We start from the raw sequence: 22,895 nt of genomic DNA, 5'->3' as shown, positions 1-22,895 counted from the left end.
TTAGTCGCCACTGCTTGTTAGAAACATCAATATTACAGGATCTAACACGTTGAAGCTTTATCTAACAGGGTGGCAGCAGGAGTTAGAGAACGAGAACAGGACATAGAACAGGATCGGAACACAGGAGAAGGACAGAACAATGGCTATTTACAAGATAGACAGCGAACAAGAGTGGTTCAACGCCACAGAGGTTGCGCTCATTTTTGGCTTCAGTGGTTACTCCGCGTTCTGTCAGGCAATCCGTAGAGGAGGTCACGCTGATCTCGTTGGTGAGAAGCTCGGTGACCATAAGAACGCTAAATACCGCTTCCACAGGTCAGACATAGAAGAGCACCTGAACGAGCTCACGAAACCAGTAGGCATGATGCACGCTGCTCGCGTGGACTACTTTGATCCGGATGTAGTGGCCGCAGCAGTGACAGCAGACGAGGACAGGCTTGTTCTTGTGGCTGTAGATGGTGCCAGTTGGTTAGACGCTCCACAGACAGCGAAAGCTCTTGGTTATCCATCACGAGAGGCTTTCTACATGGCTATCAAGCGTGGGAAGCATGATCTCTTGCTTGCTCACAGGAACGGGATCCGCACATATGCCTTTCACGTAGACGATGTGGAGAAGCACAAGCAGGAGCTGTTGGCAGCTGAGGGAGCTGTGGCACACAGAGGAACAATGGCGGCTTTTAGGAACTGAACAGGATACATATACATAGGAATCAACAACAGGAGGTACACCGCGATGGCAGGGAAGGAGAAGAACAAGAAGAAGGCAGGCGCAGCAGACGATGGTCGCAGAGTGACTGTGCTGGAGCAGAACAAGCCCGAAGAGTTCAAGACGATGGCAGAAGTGCACAAGATACTTGGTTTCAAGACCCAGACAAGCATGCGTAACGCGATCTCAAAGGGACGCTTGGATGACTTGCCTGCATACCGTCCAGAGGGATCAAAGCAGTACTTCTTCAAGGAGCACGAGGTCAGAGCATACGCGGAACAGTACTACCGCGAGGTTTTGGAAGAGAGTCGTGCAACTATCGGTGAGCTGCGCCGCAGCCACAATGAGGAAGCTGTTGAGAGAGCCATCCAGAGAGCAGCTCGCCTCAAGGAAGAAGGCGCATTCGACGCGGAGGATGCGGATTGATCTCCAGCTGCCAACAGTTGCAGACGTTTGATCCGATTGACGAAAAATCTGGTTAGAAACTCCTGTACGTAAAGAATTAACAACTACAGGAGGATGCTCAGATGTCACTACCTACATCAGGACAGAAGTTTCATATCGGAGAGAACGGCGAACCAGGCAAATGTACAGCTAAGAAGGTATCTTGTCCGTTCGGAGGCCCGAGTGAGCACTTCGACACTCAGTTGGATGCCCAGAAGGAAGCTGAGCGCAGGTTTAACAAGGAGTTCGGCGGAAACTTCAGCGAACCGTTCAAAACAAGGGACGACAAGGATTTACTCGATCAGGCACTCAAAGGCAGTCAATTAGCTCGCACCAGCACGAACGCCAAGTTCATTGCTCACCAGAAGGAAGCACTGCAGACGTCACTATCTTATGCGCAAGAGAAGAAAGCGAAGATAGACCGACTTCTCGAAGAGATGGACGATGACACTTACCCACATCTCAACAGTGAGAGCTTAGAGTTGTTTCACGAAGTAGTGGCCGATGAGATGGAGGAGTCAGGAAAATCTCTCAAACACGATATGACTCCGCTCGACTTCATCGAAGCTCACAAGAAGAGATACGACGACTACGAAGCTCGTCTCAACGAAAGAGCCGAGAAACTCGAGGATCGCCTTGAAAACCGCGTAAACACGAAGCCACTAGAGACCATAAACAAGAGAGAGCTTAACCTCCTCAAGAAGACCTCCCAACCGCACTACGACAACACTGAGAACGCCGATATGAAGTGGGATGCACTGGGTCAGGGCGTTAGCAGCAGAGATCGAATCCTTCACGCGATGGGCGCTGGTCACTTCAACATGCGATTGACCAAAGACAGCCGACCTAACAGTGTTCTCGTATCCCACGACGAGATCAACGAGCTGGTCAAGACAGCTGAGGATAAAAAGGCATCTGCCCAAGCATTCAAGATGAGTGGCAAGCATGCACATCAAGCAGTGGCCAACCTGAGAGCCAAGTTCCACGAGCCAAAGTATGTATCGGTCGGACTTGAAACAACCGTCCCTGCTGACAAAGCCAACGAACTGTATTACACGGCGAGATACAACCAGCTTCAAGAGTATTTGGACCGACCTCAATCACAGACAGACCCAACAAAGCGAGCCAAGTATGAGCGTGACCAGGAGAAAATTCTGTTCCGCTGGAGAAAGATTAACCCTAAACGTAAAACACCGAATCTATGGGATAAGTGGATAAAGGGGGTGCCGCGCCTCTGAAACACAACGATATTTCCGGCGTCTGCTTGTTAGAAACAACAGTATTACGTGAGATAACACGTTGTTGCTTTATTTAACAGGTTGGCAACCACTAACTGCACGTATAACAGGATCAACAGGATACACAACGAAACAGGAGTACAGGAACAGATGACACACAATACTGAGATCATAGACGGCGTTGAGTACAGAGTGCTCGGCAAGATAGAAGACCTACGCAAAGAGGTCAAGAGCAAACTGGACGCACTCGGGGATCCAACACCGGGAACAGAAGAGTTCAAGCAGCTCGTTGGCTTACAGATGGAAGAACTATCTCTGGGCATCGCTGAACGCAAGTTCTCCGATGGGATCTACCGCGTGGAGATAGACAAGACAGTTTACGATCCAGCGAAGCTCTGTGAGGAGATTGAAACCCTTAAGGCGCTCGAAGCCTACTGGGACGCGGAACTCGATGCCTATCTCGAAGTAGAGAAAGAAGACGAAGGCTACAAGCTGGACAAAGGTATCCGAGACTCAGTCCGTAGGGATCGCGAGAGAGAAGAAGCCAAGCTTAAGGATGTTGAGTCCGGCAAACTCTTGAGCACAGAGAACGCTGGGTGATCCACAATGCGAGGACTGCTCAAATTCTTAACCATAGTCATAGGCGCACCGTTCGCACTGTTCCTCGTGGGAGCCACCTGGACCTTCATGTTCTATGTGGTCGGCTATTTCGCAGTTGAAGCGTTAGCACTGGTAACAAGCCTTGCAGTCCTCGGTGGATGCATCTTCGTAGGAATGAGAATATTCCGTGCCATTGACCAAGTAGGAGTCAAGAGCTTCCAGTACAACCCTGCAAACGACGCTGACCTGGTGAAACGCACTGAGAACAGAGCACTCCAGATCGATGAGATCGCTGAAGTCAAGCAGAAGGAACAGATCGAGAAAGCACAAGAGCAATCAGAGATCGATGACCTGCTTGCACAAGTCAACAAGGGCAAGGAGAACAGCGAGTTCGACGTGACTGCTATGTACGAGGACGAGTATGGCAACGCTCTCGATGACCTAGCTGGCACAGCATTCGGGCAAGACGACGAGAGCAGCTATGACGATCTATCGGGGAGTGTATTCGGAGGGGACGACACTACTCCAGCAGCCCCACAACGAGCTGCGCTACCGCACAGCAGATCTGCCGTCCAGCAGGGCGGCTCTAAGCCACGCAAGCAATCACGTGGCATCCCAACACCGGGCAGCACTGACAACGGCTCACAAGGCAATTCACGCGGTTTGCCATCACCTGTAGTCGGAAGTGGACGTTCGTTACCAGAACCGGACTTGAGCACTGCAGACGATGAGGTTCTGCCGCCAGAACTTCAAGAACAGATCAACCAACGTAAGAAGGAGCGCGGGTTGCCGCAATTTTGAGGAGGTGAGAGCAGATGCTGAAGGATACCCGTGAAGTCATTGTATGGACGTACATCATGTTTTTCACTGTGAGCTTCGTTCTCGCCGTGCTGATGCACTTTGTTTTCATCGACCCAGTGATTGATTGGGGAGATCTTAACCAGGATCGTCGCGCGGAAGTCGCAGAACAAGGCTGGTAACGAGGATCCTGCCCACCGCTGCTCTCCCCTGCTAACACCTGTTAACGAGGCCAACACAACAGTTCTCGCGTTCTTAGAATTAGGATCGTTTCAGAGATCGTAATCGTTGGTTACAGCATGCAGTCATGTGGTTAGTCGTGGCTAAAACTGCCCATATAACCTGACATAAGAACCATTATGGGAACAAATAATCGCGAAACTTCGATCCCATGTACTAATCGACAAACCGAAATCGGGTATTAGTGCATGCGAATTAACGCGAGCAAAGCAGGTAAGGCTCTCTTCAGAAGTGTCCCATATCGAGTGATCCACATCACTCTGTCACCACTGTTAACTGAGGTCGACCTCTGCTGTCAGTGCGTTCTCGCTTGAGATCCATCCTCTCACTGGCCAGTTCTCAACGTCCACATATGTAGACACTGGCGTGTCGTGGGCGAAGTTCCCTCAGATCCTTTGTTCTCACCACCACTCCCCTGCTCTCGGCGCTTTCGCTCAGCCAATTGGCAACATGTCTGCACTTGATCCGCAGGTTACGAGTGACTGCTCGTTAGAAACCACCCTCGAATAGTTCATAGAGCTACTCAACAGGATCGAGAACAGTTCTGAGAACAAGCTCAGAGCTGCAGACAACAGGAGAAACAGAACGATGACACAGGAAGTAAAGAAGAAAAGAGGTTCAGGTAGCCCCAAGGGAAGCAAGAACAAGCCCAAGACCACTGTAAGCGCCGCTGACAAGCCTAAGAAGCGCGGTCATGGCCGTCCAAAAGGCTCAAAAAACAAGAAGCAGGAACCAACACCGGCAACACAAGCGAGCACAGCAGCTCCTAAGAAGAAGCCTGGTCGTCCGAAGGGATCGAAGAACAGCACTGAAGTACCCAAGATCGGTGAGTATGACCCGAACTTATGGGCGCACTGCGTGAAGTGCCGCACTGTCTACCGTTCCAACAACAAGATTGGTCACTGTGGAGCCTGCTGCCGCACATTCAGCGGCCTCGGTGCATTCGATGCCCACCGTCAAGGCAATCATGGTCCAGAACGCCACTGTGCAGACCCTGCAACCCACCCTGAGAAGGAAAAGTGGTGGACTGACCAACTCGGTATCTGGCACAAGGGAGATCGCTTCGATTCGGAGACTCTCGCAGGGTTCCTCAAGCAGGTTAAGGCCGAGAAGTAGGCGAAAACCCCAGGTCAGAGCACTTTTTGACCGCAAGCTCGTTAGATAAATAAACACGAACGCACAGTTCACAGCTGCTCACCGTGAGTAGCAGAAAGGAGCCGCAAGGCAACAACACAGGAGAACAACAAAACAATGACAGCAACAGCAAACACACAGGAAGGAGCCACTGAATACAGAGAACCAGTAGTACCGCTTACTGGTGAGTTCTATCTGATACCGGAGAAGCTTCCAGGAGAACGTCGACGTAAGAACCCGAAGCTGAGAGTTGACTTGACTCCATCAAGCGTTGCAGGGAAGACACTCTCCGAAGGCTATTTTGAAACAGTCTCCAGCAAACAGGGTGGGTTCAATCGGTGGTTGCAACACTGCTGTTTTGTGTCGATTGTAGCTGGTCGGCGAAGACTTCTGCCGGGGTTCTGAAACCTAGGACTTTGCGTGGTCGATTATTCAGGGCTAACGCTCACGTAAATGGGAGACTCAATATCATCGGAGGAAGAAGGCCCCGGGACAGTGATGCTTATTGCATCTACTGGCCCGGGGCCTTCTCTATTAGGGGATATTCATATAGGGGATTACATTAGACGCTCATAGCTAAGCAACTCTAAAAATTGCGTTGTTATATGAGGCCTTCCGCCACCTCAGGCCCTTAGTCACCCAAGACCCCTTAGTGTGCGAAACATTCGTCAACTAGCTCTGACGAAAGCGGCGAAGAGCGCTACCAGCGACCATAACTGCACCGGAAACAAGCAAGGCTAGGCTCAAGGTAACTGAACCGATATTGGCATCGAACCCAGTCATAGCTAGGTCCCCTCCGCCAACATCAGTTACGGAACCGGCAAAGGTGCCGTCATGGTCCTCTTTAGGCTGCTCAGGTTCTTCTGGCTGCTCAGGTTCTTCTGACTGCTCAGGTTCTTCTGGCTGCTCAGGTTCTTCAGGCTGCTCAGGTTCTGGTTCCGGTTCTGGTTCTGGCTCAGGTTCCGGCTCCGGTTCTGGTTCAGGCTCTGGCTCTGGTTCCGGCTCAGGTTCTGGTTCTGGCTCAGGTTCTGGCTCAGGTTCCGGTTCCGGTTCTGGTTCAGGCTCTGGCTCTGGTTCCGGCTCAGGTTCTGGTTCTGGCTCAGGTTCTGGCTCAGGTTCCGGTTCTGGCTCAGGTTCTGGCTCTGGTTCAGGCTCTGGTTCCGGTTCTGGCTCAGGTTCCGGTTCTGGCTCAGGTTCTGGCTCTGGTTCAGGCTCAGGTTCCGGTTCTGGCTCAGGTTCTGGTTCCGGTTCCGGTTCAGGCTCTGGTTCTGGTTCCGGTTCTGGTTCAGGCTCTGGTTCTACAGGGACGGGGGGCTGGCCGCCTTCACCGTAGTGCTCGTTATACATATCGATCTGGACCCAAACGATAGAGTCCCCTTCTCCTGGGCCGTCTTGGAAAGCGCTCCAAGGAAGGAAATCTTTTCCGATCCACTGGCCACTTGGCTGATCGTTTAGAGATTCAAAGTGGATTCCAGCGCTGCCTTTACTTCCGTCCGCTTTGAGCCACTGAATGTTAACGTGGCCGCCATCTTTAAAAGTGTCTCCGCCAGTTAATTGGATACCTTGGCTTGTCACCTTGTACGGTGTTTCGCTATCAGAACCTGACATTTTTCTCCTCTTGAATACGCCCCAAAGTCACGAGTTTCGAGGCACCTTCCAGGGATGCGGGCCCGGTTACTCTGTGAAAACAGTGATGGCAACTTACACAAGGGAAGGGAATACACCCCCCACTGCAGGGAAATTATCCACTACGGATTGGGCTGTGTCAAGTTTTTTGGACAGTTTGCTCGGGCTTTTTCTTCTTCTTTGTTAGGCCGCTTGGGTTGATGGCGTCGTGGTGAGTGTTTCGTGGTCGGTCCAGGCTTGAACCGGGGTGCGGTAGTCGAGGCTGGAATGGGGCCGTTGGCAGCTTGCTGTGCTTTCCACTGCGCAACACCTGCCCGATAGATCGGTTTGCCACCCCGGGTGGCAGCATTACGCCGTAACTCGCGTGAAATTGTCCCCGGATCACGGCCAAGGCGACGAGCAATCTCACGTACCCCCACCTCTTGGGATGTCAGGATCGCAATCTCTTCACGCTCATCAAACGTCAAATACCTGCCGACCGGCTCTTCTAGACTAATCGGTGTCATCCCACCAGCATGCCGGAACCAACGGATCCCCACCGGGCTTGACACACCGACCTGCGCTGAGGCCTCGACTGTCGTAATCCCGGTGGCGATCAACCGCCAAAATTCGCGCTGCACCGCACGGGACGGCTCAGGCCGCCCAGGGGAACGCATCGGGGCACGCAAGGCCCGATCCGCTGCCCATTGCCGGCGACCACCCGCTGACTTTTCCAATGTCGACACGTTTTTCTGTCCCACCACACACACCTCCATGATCAAGGTGTTGCGACGACCATTTGAATCCGCCCAGTGGGCAAAGATCACGATGGGTGTTCGCCACAGAGCCGGTTGGAAGTGCGAGATCTGCGGAGTTCCCGAGGGACACGAAGGAAAACCGCTCGAGTGTGACGAAGTCTGGTCATACAACGATGACAAGAAAACACAGACTCTCGTTGGTTTCGAGGCCCTATGCCGCAGCTGCCACGGATTCAAGCACCAGAAAGGCGAAATGAGGCCCACTGGCAAGATGGCACAGCATGTGATGGCAGTGTCTGGTTGGAGCATCGATGAGGCCAACAAGAAGGTTCGTGCCGCTGTGAACAAGAAGAACAAGCGCGACGACATTGACTACATCCATCAGGACATCAGTGTGATCGAGAAATTCCTGAACAAGGAGCCACAGAGCTATCCGGTCAGCCGTGGTCGTCTCGGTCGCGATGTAGTGCTTACAAAGGAAGAGCTGGAGCTGGACGACGATAAGCTCTTTGAGATCCTGCAGCGCAATGCTTTCAAGACCCTCCTGGAGTCAGAGATCTCAAATGACAAGTTCGTGCTCTACGAAAAGATGGCGGACGTTGAGAGCATCAAGGGTAAGCGTGTGATCGAGTTCCACCACCCAGAGACCGGCGAGAAGCTCGCATATGTGAGCAAGAAAGACGATGTTCCATTTGGTCGCATTGACGTTGCTGACGAGGAAGCAGTGACTGCGTTCAATGAGTGGTTTGAGACAAACTACCCAGATCACATGAGGAAGAAGCTGGAGCTGCAGACGGAGGTCTTTGGTCCGGAGACTCCTGAATACCAGGAAGCGTTTGCTGGTTTCGAGGATGAGCTGAACGATCCAGAGGTGCTTAAACCGGAATTCTTGACCTTTACCAAACCAGTATTGCTTGGTGTTCCTGATCCAACGAAGGTTTCATTGATCTTCGTAGAGGCGACGCTGGACTTCAAGAACGATGCTGTTATCTCTGCAGACACTGGTGAGGCGATCCCTGGTGCGATCATTGATCCGGACATCCACCGCCTGGGGAACTTCAACTTTGTAGACAACAACGCTACGAAGCAGGCACTTGTTGAGCAGCTGCCAGAGGAGTTCAGGAAGTTCGTCAAGCTAACAGATGCCGACTTGAACTGATCGTCGTCACTTCGAGAGTTAGTTCCTCTCCCCTACTGAGGCCCCGAGTTCCGCGTGTTCTCGGGGTTTTCTCGTGTCTGCACTTGTTCGCACGCACTGCTCTGAGAACTCCCTGATCCATGCTGTCAAGCAGAAGTCAACACGATTTCGGCAACTTTTTGAAACCGTTACCATTTTGTTATCTTATTTTCTTCTCCCGCGTCATTGCTGGGAAGCAGACATGTTTACTTGCTCAAAACTGCCAACTTTTAGCTCAAAAACCCCTTTTGTTGAAGATTGTTTGTTGACAAAGCTAATTCAGTCTGTCAGTATTTACATTGTTGGCAGAACAAAGGGTCAACAAGAAGACATAACAGATTGAAAGGCAGAAACATGAACCACGAACTGGTAACCAGCGGAAACGCTCTCCTCGCGAAGTGGATTGCGAGCATATAGGCGGCAAGCAGGTCTCAGCGATTGAAAAACAAATACCGGGGTCAAACCCCATAGAAGAGATATGAGGCGCACAGAGCGCCACACAAAACCTCCTGAAGCTGCACGGCAGGGAGGACAAGCAAACACACAAGACACAGTCCACCAGGACTACAACGAAAGGAAACAGATAAAAGATGGGTAAGCGTAGCAACCACAAGAACAAGCAGGCACGTCAGGCTAAGCAGGAAGAGTCTTCTAACGGAGCGCCGTCTCTGGTCACGCTTCTGAAGGCAATGTATCGCAGTGAATACTTTTCATCGAGTGAGGAGGATCGCGAGAAGGACTGCTGGCTGGAGGAGCATGTCTTTGATGGCGGCCCTCGCCTGTGGGCAGACGAGCCGGAGGGATTGTTCCCTTATGTAGCGCCTGGGAAGGAATTTAGCTACACCGGAAGCGAACTTCTCGCGGCATACGAACAGGCGGAGTCAGAAAACTTCATCTTTACTCAGGTAGATCTAGAGAATGACCTGTTCGAGCACTTGCAGGAGAACACCCTTGAAGACATGGTTTCAGACCTTCGCCAGATGAAGGACTACTTCTATCAGCGGGGCACTGAAGACGGCGACGAAGGCTGGATGACCAGCGTACGCCTGAGTGCCGATCACATCTGTGGATTCTTCACCTATGACGCTCTCACCGGGGCACTAGAAACCATTGAGAACATGGCACGGGACTCCCGTAACGCCTGAACCAACTATCAAACAGAAACAAAAGGTCTGAGAGTGAGTGCTCTCAGACCTCAACTAAACACGTCTAAATTTAAGGAGAAACTCCCAAATGACTATCAACGATATGTTTAACGATACCACCATTGAGGATGTTATGGCACTGATGGGGGCAACGGATCCTGAACTGGAGTTCAGCGAAATGGCAGTCCACGTCGCCTATAACAAGGAGAGCATCCCCGCTCTTGGGACTCCCAACCTGCTCTCAGGGCACGACCTGCTCCACAATTTTATTTCGGGCAGCCAGGTCTTTCCCGCTGCTCATACGAAAGCACATGCCAACAAGCTCCGTGAGCTGCTGGACCAGGTAGAGCACGTTCCTGACAGCCGTTGGCTCGGGCTTACATTCACGGAAAGCCCTCGCATCTCAATGTGGGCACCTGCTGACGAGTTCAAGAATGCTATCAAGGTGTTCTGGGGGATGCAGAACCCTCCTGCTGATGGGAAGTCGACCATGACTGTCGATGAGCTAGTCCTGGACTACAAGGACGAGGTTCGTATTCGTCTGATGTCTGGACACACTGACCTTGAAGAGTTTGTGTCCCACAAGCTTGAGTGGTCAGAGAAGCGCGAGAAGGACCGCGAAGCGCTGAGCGCTCGTATGGACATTGAGCAGGGCATTACCCGCTGGATCTCTGGAGCCGATCACGCAGAGGCATTCCGCCGTGCGCTTGCTGAGGACTTCGTTCTCAACGAGGAAGAAGTCCTGCGTCGCTTGAGGGTAGTAATTCAGAAGGAAGTAGTTCGGGGAGGCGACAAGGTTGCTATCCCGCAGGTGGCTGTCGAAGAAGAGCTGGGTACCAAGTATAAGGACGTCTACTTGAGCGAGCTTGGTCTGGTTCACGAGAACACTCTCAACAGCGTTCTTCAAGACCTTGTATCTGAGCTGGGAGGTGCTGCCTGATGGGTAAGCGTTCAAACCACAAGAACAAGACAGCACGTCAGGATAAGCAGGCGAGCTCTCGCTCTCCTCTGTACAACGTGACGGTACTTATGGCATCAGAGGATAGACTCAATCGTCTACGCATGGCCACAGACCACCTCATGAACAAGCGCCCCTTGGACGACCCACATCTCATTGCTCACTTCATGGGAATTACCGTTAACGAGGTGCTGCGTCACGTCGGCGTTGAAGACAAGGATGACTACACAACGAACGAAGTTCGTACATGGGTTCAATCGCTCTGCACGCTCAAGTACCACTGGTCAGAGTTCGGGTCATTGGAAGAAGTAGCCAAACTCTTCAATTTCCTCCAAATGGGACTCGACAAGGTAATGCTGGCCTACAAGCTCAATGGGCCATATAGCTGGCACGTCACGTACTGGGTTGACGAGATTGTGCCTGACCTCTTCGTTGACGGTCTAGACACTGACTTTGATTTCGAAGACCTGAAGATAAAAGAACCAACCGCCTGAGAACAACACAAACCATCAGAAAGGACAGACCAACGATGCTGACACCTACAAACATCGCTCAAGTCATCGATAAGGCATGCGAGGAAGCTGAGGATCTCGGGCAGAGCGCTACCGCTGAAGCTCGTGCGGTCTACTACTTCTTCGACAACTACGGGTTCTTGAAGGCCGAGGATGATATCCGCCCTGCGCTGCGGAATTACATGAAAGCAACAGATGTCACCCTGCCTTCCGAAGCGATGACAGAGATCTCCGAGAAAGAGTTCTATGAGACCTCTCGCCCAAAGCTCCTGCTCCTTCTATGGGAGGAGCAGTTCAAAGACAGGATCGTTGAGCGCCCTGAGCGCATCGAAGATTTGAAGAACAACATCGCAGTTGCGAACGAAGTGCTGACAACTGATCCCGCACGTGGTCGCTCAGACGGAGACGACGAGTTCTACGAGGACGTGCATCGCATCTTCACTGGTGACTGGGTGGACAGCAAGACCACATGGCTGGAGAAGCTCACAGCTAAGCAGGAAGAACTCCTCGCTGCGATGGAGAGCAAGAAGTAAGCAACTCAAAAACAAACAACTGAATAAAGTAACTCGGTCCTGAGCGTTGCCGCGCTCTCGACCTTAGAGAGTCATGTTCAAAAACAATAAGGAAAGAGGAATAATCCCAATGACTACAACTAACGATAACACAACTGACAACGCAATCACGTTCGCTGAATGGCTGACTCGCGAGATGAAGCGCGAGTACATGGATGCAGTACTGAACTCTGACCTCATTCCTGCTGTCGCAGTCACTGTCGTAGAGAGCGATTTCCGAGAACAAGCACGCGAGTGGGAGAAGAACCCCGAGCAGATCTTCACTGATGTTGTTGTAAGTCCTGAAGGCGAAGAACTTGCGGTCAGTGCAGGCGAACTGCTGGAGTCATACAAAGCTGCTGCCGCAGACAAGTTCCTGCTGACAGCGGATGAGCTGGAGGGGGAAATCTATCACTTGCTGAACTGCAAGCAACTGCCACCAGAACAGTTTGATGCCACTGTACGCAGGCTCTACTGCCTTGCAGAGCACGAAGGCAACGGTGACCCGAACAACGTTTTCATGTTCGACGTGATCCCTGGCCACCCAACGATCCCAGGTCTGTTCACCTATGGGACGTTCTCACAGATCATTCAGATCGAAACCGCAAGCAAGTGACCGCACCTGAAGAACACGAGGAACAACGATAACGATGAGCAAGAAGAAGACCAACAAGCAGAAGCGATACGCCACTCAGAAGGCACGTACGAAGAACAAGACTCCGAAAACTCCACGCCCCAAGGATCCCTTTAGCGGCGGCACTAACGAGATGCAGCGCAGGTTCCTGGAGAGAGATAACCGTGGATACAAGTTCCTTCCGCCCCGCGAGCTCTACCAGATGCTCTGCGATGAGTACGAGAAGGCTTTGAGCATGGGCAAGGGAGACGAGTACCTCGAGTACATCTCCAAGGACATTGAGGACAAGTGCATCCAGGAACTCAAGACTGACTTCCCTGGTGCTATCTCATGGACGGTTGTCGATGAGTTCCTATACAAGGGACAGCACGTTGGCGGTGCCTGCAAGGACTGGGTGATCGCTATCGAACAGTTCAAAACACAGAAAGCAGGTGGCCAGCGGTGACTACACCACTCGTTCAGATCGATAACACAAAGTTGGAAGCACTCTATGAGGCCGAGTTCGTTGGCTACTCACCGGACTCCTATCACGGCAAAGTGCTGTACTTCAATTACGACAGCGATGCGTTCGCAGATCTTGTTCTGAAAACTCACAGTCGTGTCAACACAGCTCCCTACTCGCAGGAGAAATACGACAGCGGCTTCTACATGACTAAGGAAGACGCCTACGAGATCATTCGTGACGAGCACGGCGAGGACATTAGTACCTCTATCTCAAACGAGCTGGAAGTAGACGATCCAGACGAACGTTACCTGCAACAAAAGCAGGTAGCCGATGCTTACGAGAAGCAGCAGGCGGAAGGTCGCCTGAACACGACTGATGGCCCTGAAGAGCAGATCTTCTATGACTACATTGAGGACTCCGAGTTCAGCTACTACATCAGTCTTCATGAGCGAGAGCAGCTGAACAGCATCCAGCAAACTTTTGATCGCTGGTTGGGAGTTGCCTTCAACGAAGAGACTCGCAAGGAGGAACTGATCGACGGCACCGAGCCGATTGAGTTCTTCTTGAAGTGGGTCACGTTCTTCAACCGAACCATTGCCTCCCTGAAAGAGAAGAAGGTCAGCAAGAGTAGTGACCTGGTTCTTCTGTCACCTGAACTGCGAACTACGGTGGAGACACTGCTACGTGCTCTGGATGAGTACAACCAGAAGATGTCACACGCACACGAGCCGTTCAACTTCCCACAGTTTGATCTGGTGAAGACACCGTTGAGGATGTTGGAGCTTGGGTATAGCGCCATCACATTTGAAAGGGGGGAAGTTGAGCGAGAACTGTCAACAGGTGGGACTGTCACTGTTGAAGAGTGGGCACCGATTGTCCTCAAGCATTCTGAGTACATGAAGCTTGCAGACAATGATTTCAAGAGCATGCCGTCTGAGTGGCAGATTGAGGTCTTGAAGAAGATCTCGAAGTGAGGGCGATCAGTTTTGCAGTGTTCCCAGTGCTGATCTTGAGGACTCTGCTGGGAAGCATGTAGTCATGCAAGCAAGTTAATGCTCGCAGTTGTCAGCACTGTTGGGAAGCAGTTGTTGACAGTGCTCTCGATTCTCATTGAGGACAGTGCTGGTGACAGTGAGAACAATGCTGGGAAGCATGCTGGCAGCGGTGTCTTCAAAGTGAGGACATACAGATTTTCGCCGCTCCCCCAGTGTAAGCAAAGTGATCGTCAACAGATCGATGACGCTGCCTCCCCTGCAAAACCAGCACCGTTAGCACTGGTCGCAACATCTGAGAACAACACTGTGAGCAACTGCAATCGTTACCATTTCGTTACCAAAAAAGCCCGGATCAATCGGAGTGAATCGTTAGAAACATAAATATAGAAGCAAACACAGGAGAACAATAAACACTATGAATGACGCACAGCCAACATGGAAGGACGACGACTACTGGGACTATCAGTCAACTCGTTTCAAGAAGAACACTATAACTGGCAAGCTCGGTGAAGGAACATTTGGATTCGGTGCAATCAGCAGTGCATACCTAGCTCACGAGGAGAACCTTCCAGAAGACCATGCTTACTGGACTCTTGACCGTGACGAGGTAGCCGAGTATCGCAGAGACTTCGCTCAAGACTTCCTGAACGACATTTTGAGCAGGATGGACGAAGCAAGCAAGGGAGAGAGCATCACAGTTCTCAAAGGTCACTACACCGTCGCCTCAAGCACAGAGCCTTTCACGATCAAGAACACGCCCAAGAACAAGGAAGCAGTGGAGTCGCTCAAGAGCTTCCTTACAGAGCAGGACCGGAGAGAGCGCCTGGAGGAAGCTGGACTCATCGTCTCCGAGCTGGACACAACGCCGACTGAAGCCGCAACCCAGTATCGTGAGACCAAGCACAGTGCCGACGAGGAGGACAAGTGATGGCCATTGACAACATCCGCTTCACTGAAGACATCCCAGACGACGCCGAGGAACTCGAGTTCGAAGAATACTGGCTGGAAGATGTGCTGGGTGACGACGGCATCCTCTACACAGACGCTTTCTACGAGAACCTCCGAAAGATCGTGCCACTGGCAGACCAAGCACTCGAAGACGGCAAGAGCTACATTCTAGACACCGACGAAGACGAAAACCTTGTCTACATGGATCTCGAGGAGTTTAAGGACGAAGCAGAAGCACTGCTACCCGAAGCGACCGACCTCAAACTCGTTATATTCAAAACAGAAGACGAAGCAAAAGCATCGGGTCGCGCCAGAACCGATGAGAGCACGGATACTTTCACTGCCCTCGCAGAAGAGCTGGAAACAAATCACGGCTCAATGGATGAAGTCCTCAATGCGCTGGCAACAGAACTTAAAGAAGCGCAAGCCAACGGATACAAGTTCTTCTCTTCTGATCACACCGCAGACACTGCAAAACGCTATTACAGCATCGAGTGGGTTCTCGGAAACCCTCATATGGAGGAAAAGTGATCCCAGATGACAACCATCCCTGAACTCGAAGAAAGCACTGCGAACGAGCAGCTCGAGAAGCTCTACCGTGAAGGCAAGCTCTACCACTACCCAAACTGGTTCTACAGGGAGCGTCTCGCCAACATCGAGACCCTCAAGGGGGAACCCATCACCTACTCCCCTACTAATCTGCTGCGCTACTACACCTCAGAGAAGATCTGCGATAAGGCCGAAGAAGTTGTAGAAGATCCCAGCGCCTCTGAAGAGCTCAGGCAAATGGCATGGGCTGTTGTGGAATTATTTAGATCCGAATCCAGCTTCAAGCACGAAGCACATGAGTTCGCGGAAGAGCTCGGTGTTGTTTATCTCGGTGGCTACGGCTTCGACCACGAAGAAGAGTTTGAGAGCGCGGTCTCCGCCATCGGACGCCTGGTAGACGCTCCTTTTAAATCAGGCGACACCAAATACGAGGACTACACAGCTCAAGAACTCGCAGACGCTCGTGCACGCTTTGCCATCACAGCAGAGCACTACTTGAACGCTATCGAAGAACTCGAGAACAGCGATAACAACGGCATCCTTGTAGAGGCAGAATTCTGGAAGCAGGAAGAGTTCGTCTCCGTCTCGCCACTCGCGATGGCTCAGGCACTCGATTCTTACTATCAGCGCTTTTCCGAACTGCTCTGGCTCAACGCTCACCCCCATCGCCCAGTCGAGATCACAGAAGACGACTACATCAGGCAGATGCTGACCAGTGGTTACTCTGCTGCAGTGCTGGACAGCCAGCAGGACGCTTCCTCCGGGCTTCTTAAGCAATCAGTGCGGCTCTACAAGGTGGACGATCTGAAAACCGCTTACGATGGCGATCTCGGCAAGCTGCCAGAGGACTGGGCAATCTCCCTGCTAGAACCTGAGATCATCGAGCTGCCGGACAAGGACAATCGTCCTATCTTTTCTCAAGACGAGCTGATGCAACTGGTCGGACGCGTCGAGGACAAGGTCACTGCAATCCAAGAGCACCCAGATCTCATAGAACATGCTGTAGACCTGTTAGCAGAAGCTCAAGAGGGCGACGTCGACTGGGATGGGACGAGATCTTCGAGGCAACACAGTCAGAAGATGGTTCGGAGAATTTCACACAAGCAGAAGCCACTGCAATCAATCTGGCACGTGACATCGTTGATGTTGTCAATGGCGGGAGCGATGACCCGAACCTGCAGCTCAACGATCTTATCGACAAGTTCTCGGCAGCACTCAATGACCTGAAAGCAGAAGAAAGCAACGACAACGAGGGGGAACAATAATACTATGACTACTCAGGCGCACCCAGAAAACAACCAGGAACAGGATGAGAAGCTGGCAGGAAGAACACACGAAGAATTGACCTATGCTTGCACCTCAGCTGAAGATTTCTACAAAAACATCCATAACTTGCCAGCACATGTGTGCAGTGACAACAGGATAACGCTCAAAGCATCTGAGGTAAGGTTCTACGCTGATTCAGAAGAACTCTCCATCTATGCGAGAGAAAGAGTCGAAGAGGGCGACGAAGAAGAGCAAGAGATCGCTTTTCAACTCCACAGTGCTATTGAGAAGCATGGCAAAGACAGCCCACAAGCAGAAGCACTCTTTATTGAACTTGCTGAAGAGAACTGTGATACCTACTGCTCAGATCAAGAGTGGCAGGAGATGAGGAGTGCACTCGATTGGTTTAATACCACTCTAGGGGAAGCGGAGAACAAGTACCAAGCATGGCTTGAGTTGTCGCATTTTGTCTTCGACTTCCTTTATACAAGCGAGAGTCCAGAGACGCACCTCCACTTATCTGACGACGATCACACGGTCCTGTTTGTTGACAATCTTGCTCGCGCGATTGACATGTACTTCCATTCAGACGAAATTCAAACACTTCTCTCAAAACAAGAAGAAAGCAACGACAACGAGAGGGACAACTGATGGCAACAAAGCAACCACCGCCCATCGACAGGAAGACAGGCACTATCAATGTGACCCCCGAGAGAGTAGAAGAAGCACTCAGGTCTGGTTATGCGTGCTCAGCACACCCCCTCGTGCATCACAACATCTCTAAGCTGGCACACGAGACCATTGGATACTCGGAGGTCACAGGCAACCCTCGCTATCGCCATAGTGACCAGCTCTACTACTACACCGCCGATGAACTGATCTCGGTCGCTCGCTCACGCCTCGAAGACAGAGAAACCGACGAGGACTTCGACTGGGGCGACGCTGACGAAGAAGACGAGCTTGCACGCGCTATTGTCAAGAGCGTTGATGCCGGTGAGGAAGAAATCGGAGACCACCTGCAAGCATATGCAGAACTGCAAGACGTGGTATATCTCGTAAATACACACTGGAGACAAATCGATGCTGCGCTCGGATGGATCAAGACCTGCCTTGAAGGAACAGACGAAGACTTCGGCAGCAAGGTAGACCCAGAAGACCCCAAAAGTGTCCTCACAGCCCACGCTCGCTGGTTGATCCTCACAGCAGACATCTTCAAGCGACTCAATGATGCCAAGCTGTACTACAGCACAGTTCTCAAGGTCGTTGAGAAGGATGGACTCCATATAGAGAAGAAGAGCGCCAGCGGCAAAGAAGCCATATTTGTTGCTCCTATCTCATTGGCCCGAGCACTCGACATCTTCTGCTCAACCAGTGAAGGCGAAGAAACCAACTGGCAGCACTTCATCGGAGAACTCAACGGCAGCATCGTCTACAACGGCCACGCCTCCAACTACCAAGAATTCATGTTGAAGCATGGATACATGGCGCACGACATTGAGATGGACGAGGACAATGAGAAGCCATCCAAACTGAAGCTCTACTCCCCTACTGCAGTCCAGGAGCAATATGGCGACGAGTTCAAGAACTTCCCTGTCGACTGGTCCCTGAGTGTCATCGAACCAGAAATCATTGAACTCTGAGTGTCCACATATGTAGACACTTGAAGAGAAACGCTGTTAACATGAGCAGTGTCAACAACAAGCGAATAAAGAACAGCCACTCCGTGAACCGAAACCTTCCCAGAAACCGGCGCAGAGTGGCTGCTCTCTATGTATTAAGTTATCTCTCTGCTGTCAGAGCATCAAGCAGCTTGTTTCTCCTTAAACCATCCCGGATGCTTCCGGCGATACTCTGCAAGCACATACTGAACAGCAGATGCAGTGAAGTCCTCACCGTCTTCTGAGAACTTGAGCGTCAACTCAATCTCCTCGTCAGTATCCTCAGCATTGCCGAGATACTGCTCGATCTGAGACGTCCACTGCTTCATCTTGTCATCGCGGTTCAAGTCATCGAACTTCTTTGACTGCTTCTCAAAGATCTCGCGGAGCTTACCCAGCTCGCCGCGCTTCATCTCAACGGCAACCAGTGTCATATCTGGTTCCTCCTTACCGCTCGTCAGGGATCCGAGCGTCCTTGTCAACAACAAGCAGGCAACGTCTGCCCACCTGCCGACACCATAGCTCCGAGGTCGGACACGCAAACGAGACTCGCCGCGCAGCTAAGAGAAACGTCATACAAACGGCCACACGAGGCCACAGACGCCGCTGTGTGCGCCTCAAAGCTCAGCCGAGCAGTTTCCCTACCAGTTCCGCACTCTTCCCGCCTGAACGCCACAGAACAGCCGAGATAGGTCGATTCATACTCAACCGCCAGTTCTCAGGCCCGATACCAAGCTTCCTGTCCTCGTCTGTGAGCAACGGAGGAAGATGCTGCTCAAGGAACGACCGCCAGAACTTGTTCTCGCCTGGAGCACTCATCTGCTTTCCGCGAGGACTCGTGAGTACATATGGTTGCTGACCGAACTTGCTCATCTGCTCGTCCCGCCAAGCACGGAGAGCCAGATCAAGCTCCCAGTCAATATAGATTTTCCTGAACCCGCCGCCACGCTTCCCGTTGGGAACATGGATCATCGAATCCCGACCATCGCTGTCGCCACCCGCACGCGATCCTCTGTGAACCACCTGCTGCCAAAGAAGCTCGTGCCGCTCTGTTTGCCTCAAACCATGAAGAGTCAGCTGGATCCAACAGTGCTCAAACTTCCCGACCTCAGAAGCAATCTCTGTTAACTCGACTGCCAGCTCTGCATACCGATCAAGTTGTTCTTCTGTGACCAGTGCGTTCTTCTTCTCCGCCATCGCTACCGTCATCCTCGATCAGTCCTTAACTCGCTCGGCCTGGAGCTTCCCAATCTGCCGGAACAACTGCTCGGTCAAGTCGGCTTCGATCACGTGCTCATCGAAAGCAGCATCAGCATCCGCGCCAACACGCGACAACACCCTGCTTTTCAGCTCGTCAGTACCAATGATGCCCACATATGCCAACCCGGTTTTCAGAACATTCAGCTCGTCCTCGGAACACTCCGACAACATAATGTCTGCATCCAGACCATCTTTGAACCGTGCATCGATCTGATACTGCAGCTCAGAAGCAACCTTGACCTTGTTCTTGTGTTGTTCTGCGTTCTCGCCAATCAGCGCAACCGCTCGCTCAGCACCACCAAACTGGCTCAGTACCTGCTGGTTCTTCTTCTCGACTCGCTCTGCAGCTTCTGCCAGCAAAGCAAACTTAAGATCGTTCTCTGCTCCTGCAATCATCTTCATCTCCGACTGTGTCATCTGTATCTATATCAACAGGCATGACATTAGCTCGAAGATCAGCAGAAGAGGAGTCAGCAAACAAACATAGTCAGCTCTGTTTGCTCAGTTCATCGGATACTGCACGATACAGAGCATTCGGAAGCTCTTCTGCCTCAACATTTTTCTTGAAACTCTCCACGAGTGCCTCACGATCTGTGTCTACACGATCAGCAACATAGTTTTCGATGTTCTCAAACAGGTCAGGACCACTCATTCGATCCACGATCAGAGCCATCCCCTCCTTCAACACCTCCAACTCAGCAACACTGAAATCAGAGATAACAATGTAGAGCAGCTCGTCACGTGCTTCGAACTTCTGTGTCAGAGCCTCCGCAACCACGTTCTGCTGCCGATACTTCTCCAGCTTGTCCTCACTGAGAACCTGTGTTGAAGCGTTCAGTGCATCCTCGTTCGCAGCAAACACTTGACCTGCTGCCTCCCAGAGCACGGCCTGCTCCCACTCGATCTGCGCCATCGTCCTGCCTCTCCTGTTGTCCATGCTTACAGCGTCAATCTTGACCATAGCGGAGAACCTGGACCCACAACCCGACGACTCCCCCGCAGTGCCCACAACGCCGCCTTGATCGCTATGTCAACGAACTGATCGTCGCCACATTGCTTACATATGCCTACTGGTGACGATCTGTATGTCGTCACATCCTTGACCACCAGCAAACACCCGAGAACAGGCCCACAACGGTTCCCAATGGCCGCACCTCGCTCAAACCAGTTCCTTGCTCCGCTTACGCAGCTTCTTGCCGTCTTCACGCTTCCGCAGGTTCACAATCGCTTCCAATGCTTCCTCCTGCTCCGACTGCACATGTTTGCTCGCCCTGTGTGCAGCAGTATCTGAAAGCTCTGGAGGCAGGTTGTCGCTACCCGTCATGGCCACATACCGCTTCTGCAGTGTCTCCAGAGGAGACTCGTTCTCCTTCTCCGCTTTCTCAATCGAGCGACCAGCGTCCAAGATGCGCTTCTTCCTGTTCTCAACTGACATCTCATAGAACTCGTCCACAACATCAATAGAGGGTCGCAGGCTGTTAGCTGCCATCGCAGTGTAGTAGCGGGTCATCTCCCTATCAGAGTGTCCAAGCACCCTCATCGCAGTCTCAATGTCCACACCCTGACTGTGGAAGATCGTCGCAGTGATATGACGGTTCAAGTGCCCACGCCAATCAATGATGTGCGGCTTATGCTTCGGGTTCTCGTTGTCCAGATGCTTCTCGCGGAACTTATGCCACTTCGTCGTGTCCCGACCGTTCTTCCAAGGCTTACCCTCCTCGGTCGTGAGAACCAAGTCCTCCAAGCCCTTCTGCGGCCTCCACGTGGACTGCGCCTTCAACTCATCCTGCTTCTTCTTCCAAGCCAACAGAGCCTGCCTCAAGCCCTCACTGATCGGGAACACACGCTCCGAATGCTTCGTCTTCGTCTGCGGTTTCAGCGCATACCCATAACCAGACTCATAGAGGAACTGACGCTCAACACTCAACAGAGCCTTATTCGGTGTCTCCAAGTCCGTAATCGCTGACCAGCACAAGCCAGCACGCTCACCCTGTCGCAGACCCCAGTAGTTCAGTCGGAGCCAGACCTCAGTGAACTCATCCTCAAGATCACGAACCTTATCCAACAACAACAGTGCAAGCTCAGTCTTAGCCAGCACCGTCTTCAAGTCCTCTGGCGGCTTAATCTCACTGTTCTTCGGAACATAGGACTCACGAACAGGCGAGTCATAGAACAACTCGTCTTCCTCAACCGCATAGTTGAACATCTTCTTCAGGGGTCGATGCACGTTCCTGATACCAGAAGCGTTCAGCAGTGGCTCATCCGTCTCAACCCACTCACCCTCTTCTTTAACCTGCTTCTTCTTCGCAGGCAGAGTGTCCCGGTAGAACCTCTTGATGTCCTCCTTCTCAACCTGCCACATCTTCAAGTGACCAAGTGCAGGCAGAATGTGGTTCCGGAACGATCCCTTGTAGTGGCTCACAGTGTTAGCAGCCAGCTCCCCTGCTTCCACCTTCTTCTCTAGATCAGCAATCCAACGGTCGTAGTACTCCTCCAGAGTCATCTCCGCCAGAGCACGAGCACCCTGCTTACGAGTCCGACGCTTCTTACGAGTGATTTTGTCGTTGCCCTCGTGCGCCCTTCGTTCAGCGTTCTTGATACAACGCCGGTACGCCTCAATAGGTGACTTCTGCGAACTACCGAACACCCGTCTGCGATTGCCCTCGCTGTCCTTACCCATCTCAATCGCATACTTGTAGACCAGGATTTGCTTCCCAGTCTTCGGATCCTTACGCAACGTGGTGTAGGACGATCCTTCGCCATACGTGGTCTCGATCTTTGAACCCTTGACGTTGCTCAAGAGCTCTTCCTCAATCAACTGCTCAACACGACTCTTCCGTCCGCCAGCAGCAGGAGAACTGTTCACAAACTCTTCTTTGTCCTTGACACTGCTCTTCGCCATCAGCAGCTCCTTCCCTTATGTACCCTTGTCGCGCGTCAGACTTAGTGGCAGGGCCGTTATGTAGGTCCTGAAGGAGAGTCAGTCATGGGTAGACCACCCTCGATTCCGGCGGAGAAGAAGACCCGGATAGTGCTGAGCGTGCTGGCCGGCGAGATGTCCATCGCCGAAGTGGCACGCAAGGAGAAAGTCAGTGAGCAGTCCATCGGACGGTGGAAGGCCGAGTTCCTGGAAGCCGGCAAGACCGCCCTGGTGGCCGGCAGGTCCGGACCATCCTCCCGAGAGGAACAGCTGGAGGCCGAGGTCGCCGAGCTGACCCAGGCCTTGGGCGAGGCACACCTGGAAGCCAGGGTGTGGAAGAAGTCCGCGGAGGGC

The 22,895-nt window shown here is 52.2% G+C and carries 27 protein-coding genes and 1 pseudogene; 21 read left to right on the top strand and 7 right to left on the bottom strand.

Annotated elements, in window-relative coordinates; genetic code table 11:
* Positions 1-139: 139 nt before the first annotated feature.
* The 7 genes from H578_RS0111045 to H578_RS16255 all read left to right on the top strand — a co-directional run bounded on the left by H578_RS0111045 (position 140) and on the right by H578_RS16255 (position 5,142).
* Entirely contained in the window at positions 140-688 is a 549-nt protein-coding gene (locus H578_RS0111045; protein ID WP_022873738.1) for a hypothetical protein, read from the top strand.
* Positions 689-733: 45 nt separating this feature from the next.
* Complete coding sequence (locus tag H578_RS0111040) at positions 734-1,132, top strand: hypothetical protein (RefSeq protein WP_022873737.1); 399 nt, start codon at positions 734-736, stop codon at positions 1,130-1,132.
* A gap of 101 nt (positions 1,133-1,233) precedes the next feature.
* Positions 1,234-2,388, top strand: a complete 1,155-nt coding sequence (locus tag H578_RS0111035) for a hypothetical protein (protein WP_022873736.1) — start codon at positions 1,234-1,236, stop codon at positions 2,386-2,388.
* A gap of 150 nt (positions 2,389-2,538) precedes the next feature.
* A complete protein-coding gene (locus H578_RS0111030; protein ID WP_022873735.1) occupies positions 2,539-2,988 on the top strand; it encodes a hypothetical protein in 450 nt (149 codons plus the stop codon).
* 6 nt (positions 2,989-2,994) lie between these two features.
* Positions 2,995-3,789: an Asp23/Gls24 family envelope stress response protein gene (locus H578_RS0111025; protein ID WP_022873734.1), complete on the top strand. Its 795-nt coding sequence runs from the start codon at positions 2,995-2,997 to the stop codon at positions 3,787-3,789.
* A gap of 14 nt (positions 3,790-3,803) precedes the next feature.
* Positions 3,804-3,968 carry a hypothetical protein gene (locus H578_RS16260; RefSeq protein ID WP_022873733.1) on the top strand — a complete coding sequence of 55 codons (165 nt, stop codon included), beginning with the start codon at positions 3,804-3,806 and terminating at the stop codon, positions 3,966-3,968.
* A 646-nt stretch (positions 3,969-4,614) separates the two neighbouring features.
* Positions 4,615-5,142, top strand: a complete 528-nt coding sequence (locus tag H578_RS16255; protein ID WP_156837314.1) for an FDXHR family putative zinc-binding protein — start codon at positions 4,615-4,617, stop codon at positions 5,140-5,142.
* Positions 5,143-5,832: 690 nt separating this feature from the next.
* Here the strand turns inward: H578_RS16255 and H578_RS16505 are convergent.
* Both H578_RS16505 and H578_RS16635 read right to left on the bottom strand, forming a co-directional pair.
* Entirely contained in the window at positions 5,833-6,768 is a 936-nt protein-coding gene (locus H578_RS16505) for a hypothetical protein (RefSeq protein WP_211215204.1), read from the bottom strand.
* 254 nt (positions 6,769-7,022) lie between these two features.
* Positions 7,023-7,541, bottom strand: a pseudogene (locus H578_RS16635) (helix-turn-helix domain-containing protein); the annotation flags it as partial.
* On the opposite strand from H578_RS16635, the gene H578_RS0111010 reads away from it, so the two are divergent.
* The 13 genes from H578_RS0111010 (at position 7,540) to H578_RS0110950 (ending at position 18,343) form a co-directional block, all read left to right on the top strand.
* Positions 7,540-8,682 carry a hypothetical protein gene (locus H578_RS0111010; RefSeq protein WP_022873731.1) on the top strand — a complete coding sequence of 381 codons (1,143 nt, stop codon included), beginning with the start codon at positions 7,540-7,542 and terminating at the stop codon, positions 8,680-8,682. The pseudogene H578_RS16635 and the gene H578_RS0111010 overlap by 2 nt on opposite strands.
* Before the next feature lie 608 nt (positions 8,683-9,290).
* Entirely contained in the window at positions 9,291-9,845 is a 555-nt protein-coding gene (locus tag H578_RS0111005; protein WP_022873730.1) for a hypothetical protein, read from the top strand.
* Positions 9,846-9,933: 88 nt separating this feature from the next.
* Positions 9,934-10,785, top strand: a complete 852-nt coding sequence (locus H578_RS0111000; RefSeq protein ID WP_022873729.1) for a hypothetical protein — start codon at positions 9,934-9,936, stop codon at positions 10,783-10,785.
* A complete protein-coding gene (locus H578_RS14935; RefSeq protein WP_022873728.1) occupies positions 10,785-11,297 on the top strand; it encodes a hypothetical protein in 513 nt (170 codons plus the stop codon). The genes H578_RS0111000 and H578_RS14935 overlap by 1 nt, the downstream gene beginning before the upstream one ends.
* Positions 11,298-11,332: 35 nt before the next feature.
* Positions 11,333-11,848 carry a hypothetical protein gene (locus tag H578_RS0110990; RefSeq protein WP_022873727.1) on the top strand — a complete coding sequence of 172 codons (516 nt, stop codon included), beginning with the start codon at positions 11,333-11,335 and terminating at the stop codon, positions 11,846-11,848.
* A gap of 109 nt (positions 11,849-11,957) precedes the next feature.
* Positions 11,958-12,482, top strand: a complete 525-nt coding sequence (locus H578_RS0110985) for a hypothetical protein (RefSeq protein WP_022873726.1) — start codon at positions 11,958-11,960, stop codon at positions 12,480-12,482.
* A 34-nt stretch (positions 12,483-12,516) separates the two neighbouring features.
* Positions 12,517-12,945 carry a hypothetical protein gene (locus H578_RS0110980; protein WP_022873725.1) on the top strand — a complete coding sequence of 143 codons (429 nt, stop codon included), beginning with the start codon at positions 12,517-12,519 and terminating at the stop codon, positions 12,943-12,945.
* On the top strand, positions 12,942-13,919 hold the full coding sequence (locus H578_RS0110975) for a hypothetical protein (protein WP_022873724.1): 978 nt from the start codon (positions 12,942-12,944) through the stop codon (positions 13,917-13,919). The genes H578_RS0110980 and H578_RS0110975 overlap by 4 nt, the downstream gene beginning before the upstream one ends.
* A 436-nt stretch (positions 13,920-14,355) precedes the next feature.
* On the top strand, positions 14,356-14,868 hold the full coding sequence (locus H578_RS0110970; RefSeq protein WP_022873723.1) for a hypothetical protein: 513 nt from the start codon (positions 14,356-14,358) through the stop codon (positions 14,866-14,868).
* The gene (locus H578_RS0110965; protein WP_022873722.1) at positions 14,868-15,419 is read left to right on the top strand and encodes a hypothetical protein; all 552 of its coding nucleotides are present in this window, start codon (positions 14,868-14,870) and stop codon (positions 15,417-15,419) included. The genes H578_RS0110970 and H578_RS0110965 overlap by 1 nt, the downstream gene beginning before the upstream one ends.
* Positions 15,420-15,425: 6 nt before the next feature.
* Positions 15,426-16,664, top strand: a complete 1,239-nt coding sequence (locus H578_RS0110960; protein ID WP_022873721.1) for a hypothetical protein — start codon at positions 15,426-15,428, stop codon at positions 16,662-16,664.
* Between the two features lie 42 nt (positions 16,665-16,706).
* Entirely contained in the window at positions 16,707-17,354 is a 648-nt protein-coding gene (locus H578_RS0110955; protein ID WP_022873720.1) for a hypothetical protein, read from the top strand.
* Positions 17,354-18,343, top strand: coding sequence for a hypothetical protein (locus H578_RS0110950; RefSeq protein WP_156837313.1), 990 nt, complete (start codon positions 17,354-17,356; stop codon positions 18,341-18,343). Before H578_RS0110955 ends, H578_RS0110950 begins: the two co-directional genes overlap by 1 nt.
* Positions 18,344-18,504: 161 nt before the next feature.
* Here H578_RS0110950 and H578_RS0110945 read toward each other — a convergent pair whose 3' ends face one another.
* From H578_RS0110945 to H578_RS0110925, 5 genes are all read right to left on the bottom strand, one after another.
* The gene (locus H578_RS0110945; RefSeq protein ID WP_022873718.1) at positions 18,505-18,795 is read right to left on the bottom strand and encodes a hypothetical protein; all 291 of its coding nucleotides are present in this window, start codon (positions 18,793-18,795) and stop codon (positions 18,505-18,507) included.
* 190 nt (positions 18,796-18,985) lie between these two features.
* Positions 18,986-19,558 carry a hypothetical protein gene (locus tag H578_RS0110940; protein ID WP_156837312.1) on the bottom strand — a complete coding sequence of 191 codons (573 nt, stop codon included), beginning with the start codon at positions 19,556-19,558 and terminating at the stop codon, positions 18,986-18,988.
* An 18-nt stretch (positions 19,559-19,576) separates the two neighbouring features.
* Positions 19,577-20,023, bottom strand: coding sequence for a hypothetical protein (locus H578_RS0110935; protein WP_022873716.1), 447 nt, complete (start codon positions 20,021-20,023; stop codon positions 19,577-19,579).
* 85 nt (positions 20,024-20,108) lie between these two features.
* A complete protein-coding gene (locus H578_RS0110930) occupies positions 20,109-20,582 on the bottom strand; it encodes a hypothetical protein (RefSeq protein WP_156837311.1) in 474 nt (157 codons plus the stop codon).
* 198 nt (positions 20,583-20,780) lie between these two features.
* Entirely contained in the window at positions 20,781-22,523 is a 1,743-nt protein-coding gene (locus H578_RS0110925) for a tyrosine-type recombinase/integrase (protein WP_022873714.1), read from the bottom strand.
* 84 nt (positions 22,524-22,607) lie between these two features.
* Between H578_RS0110925 and H578_RS0110920 the strand changes: the two genes are divergently transcribed.
* The coding region (locus H578_RS0110920; RefSeq protein ID WP_022873474.1) for a transposase at positions 22,608-22,895 on the top strand (288 nt) is incomplete at its 3' end.

The organism is Nesterenkonia alba DSM 19423 (genome assembly GCF_000421745.1).
Lineage (GTDB): Bacteria > Actinomycetota > Actinomycetes > Actinomycetales > Micrococcaceae > Nesterenkonia > Nesterenkonia alba.
This window is presented reverse-complemented; position numbering and strand designations above follow the sequence as displayed.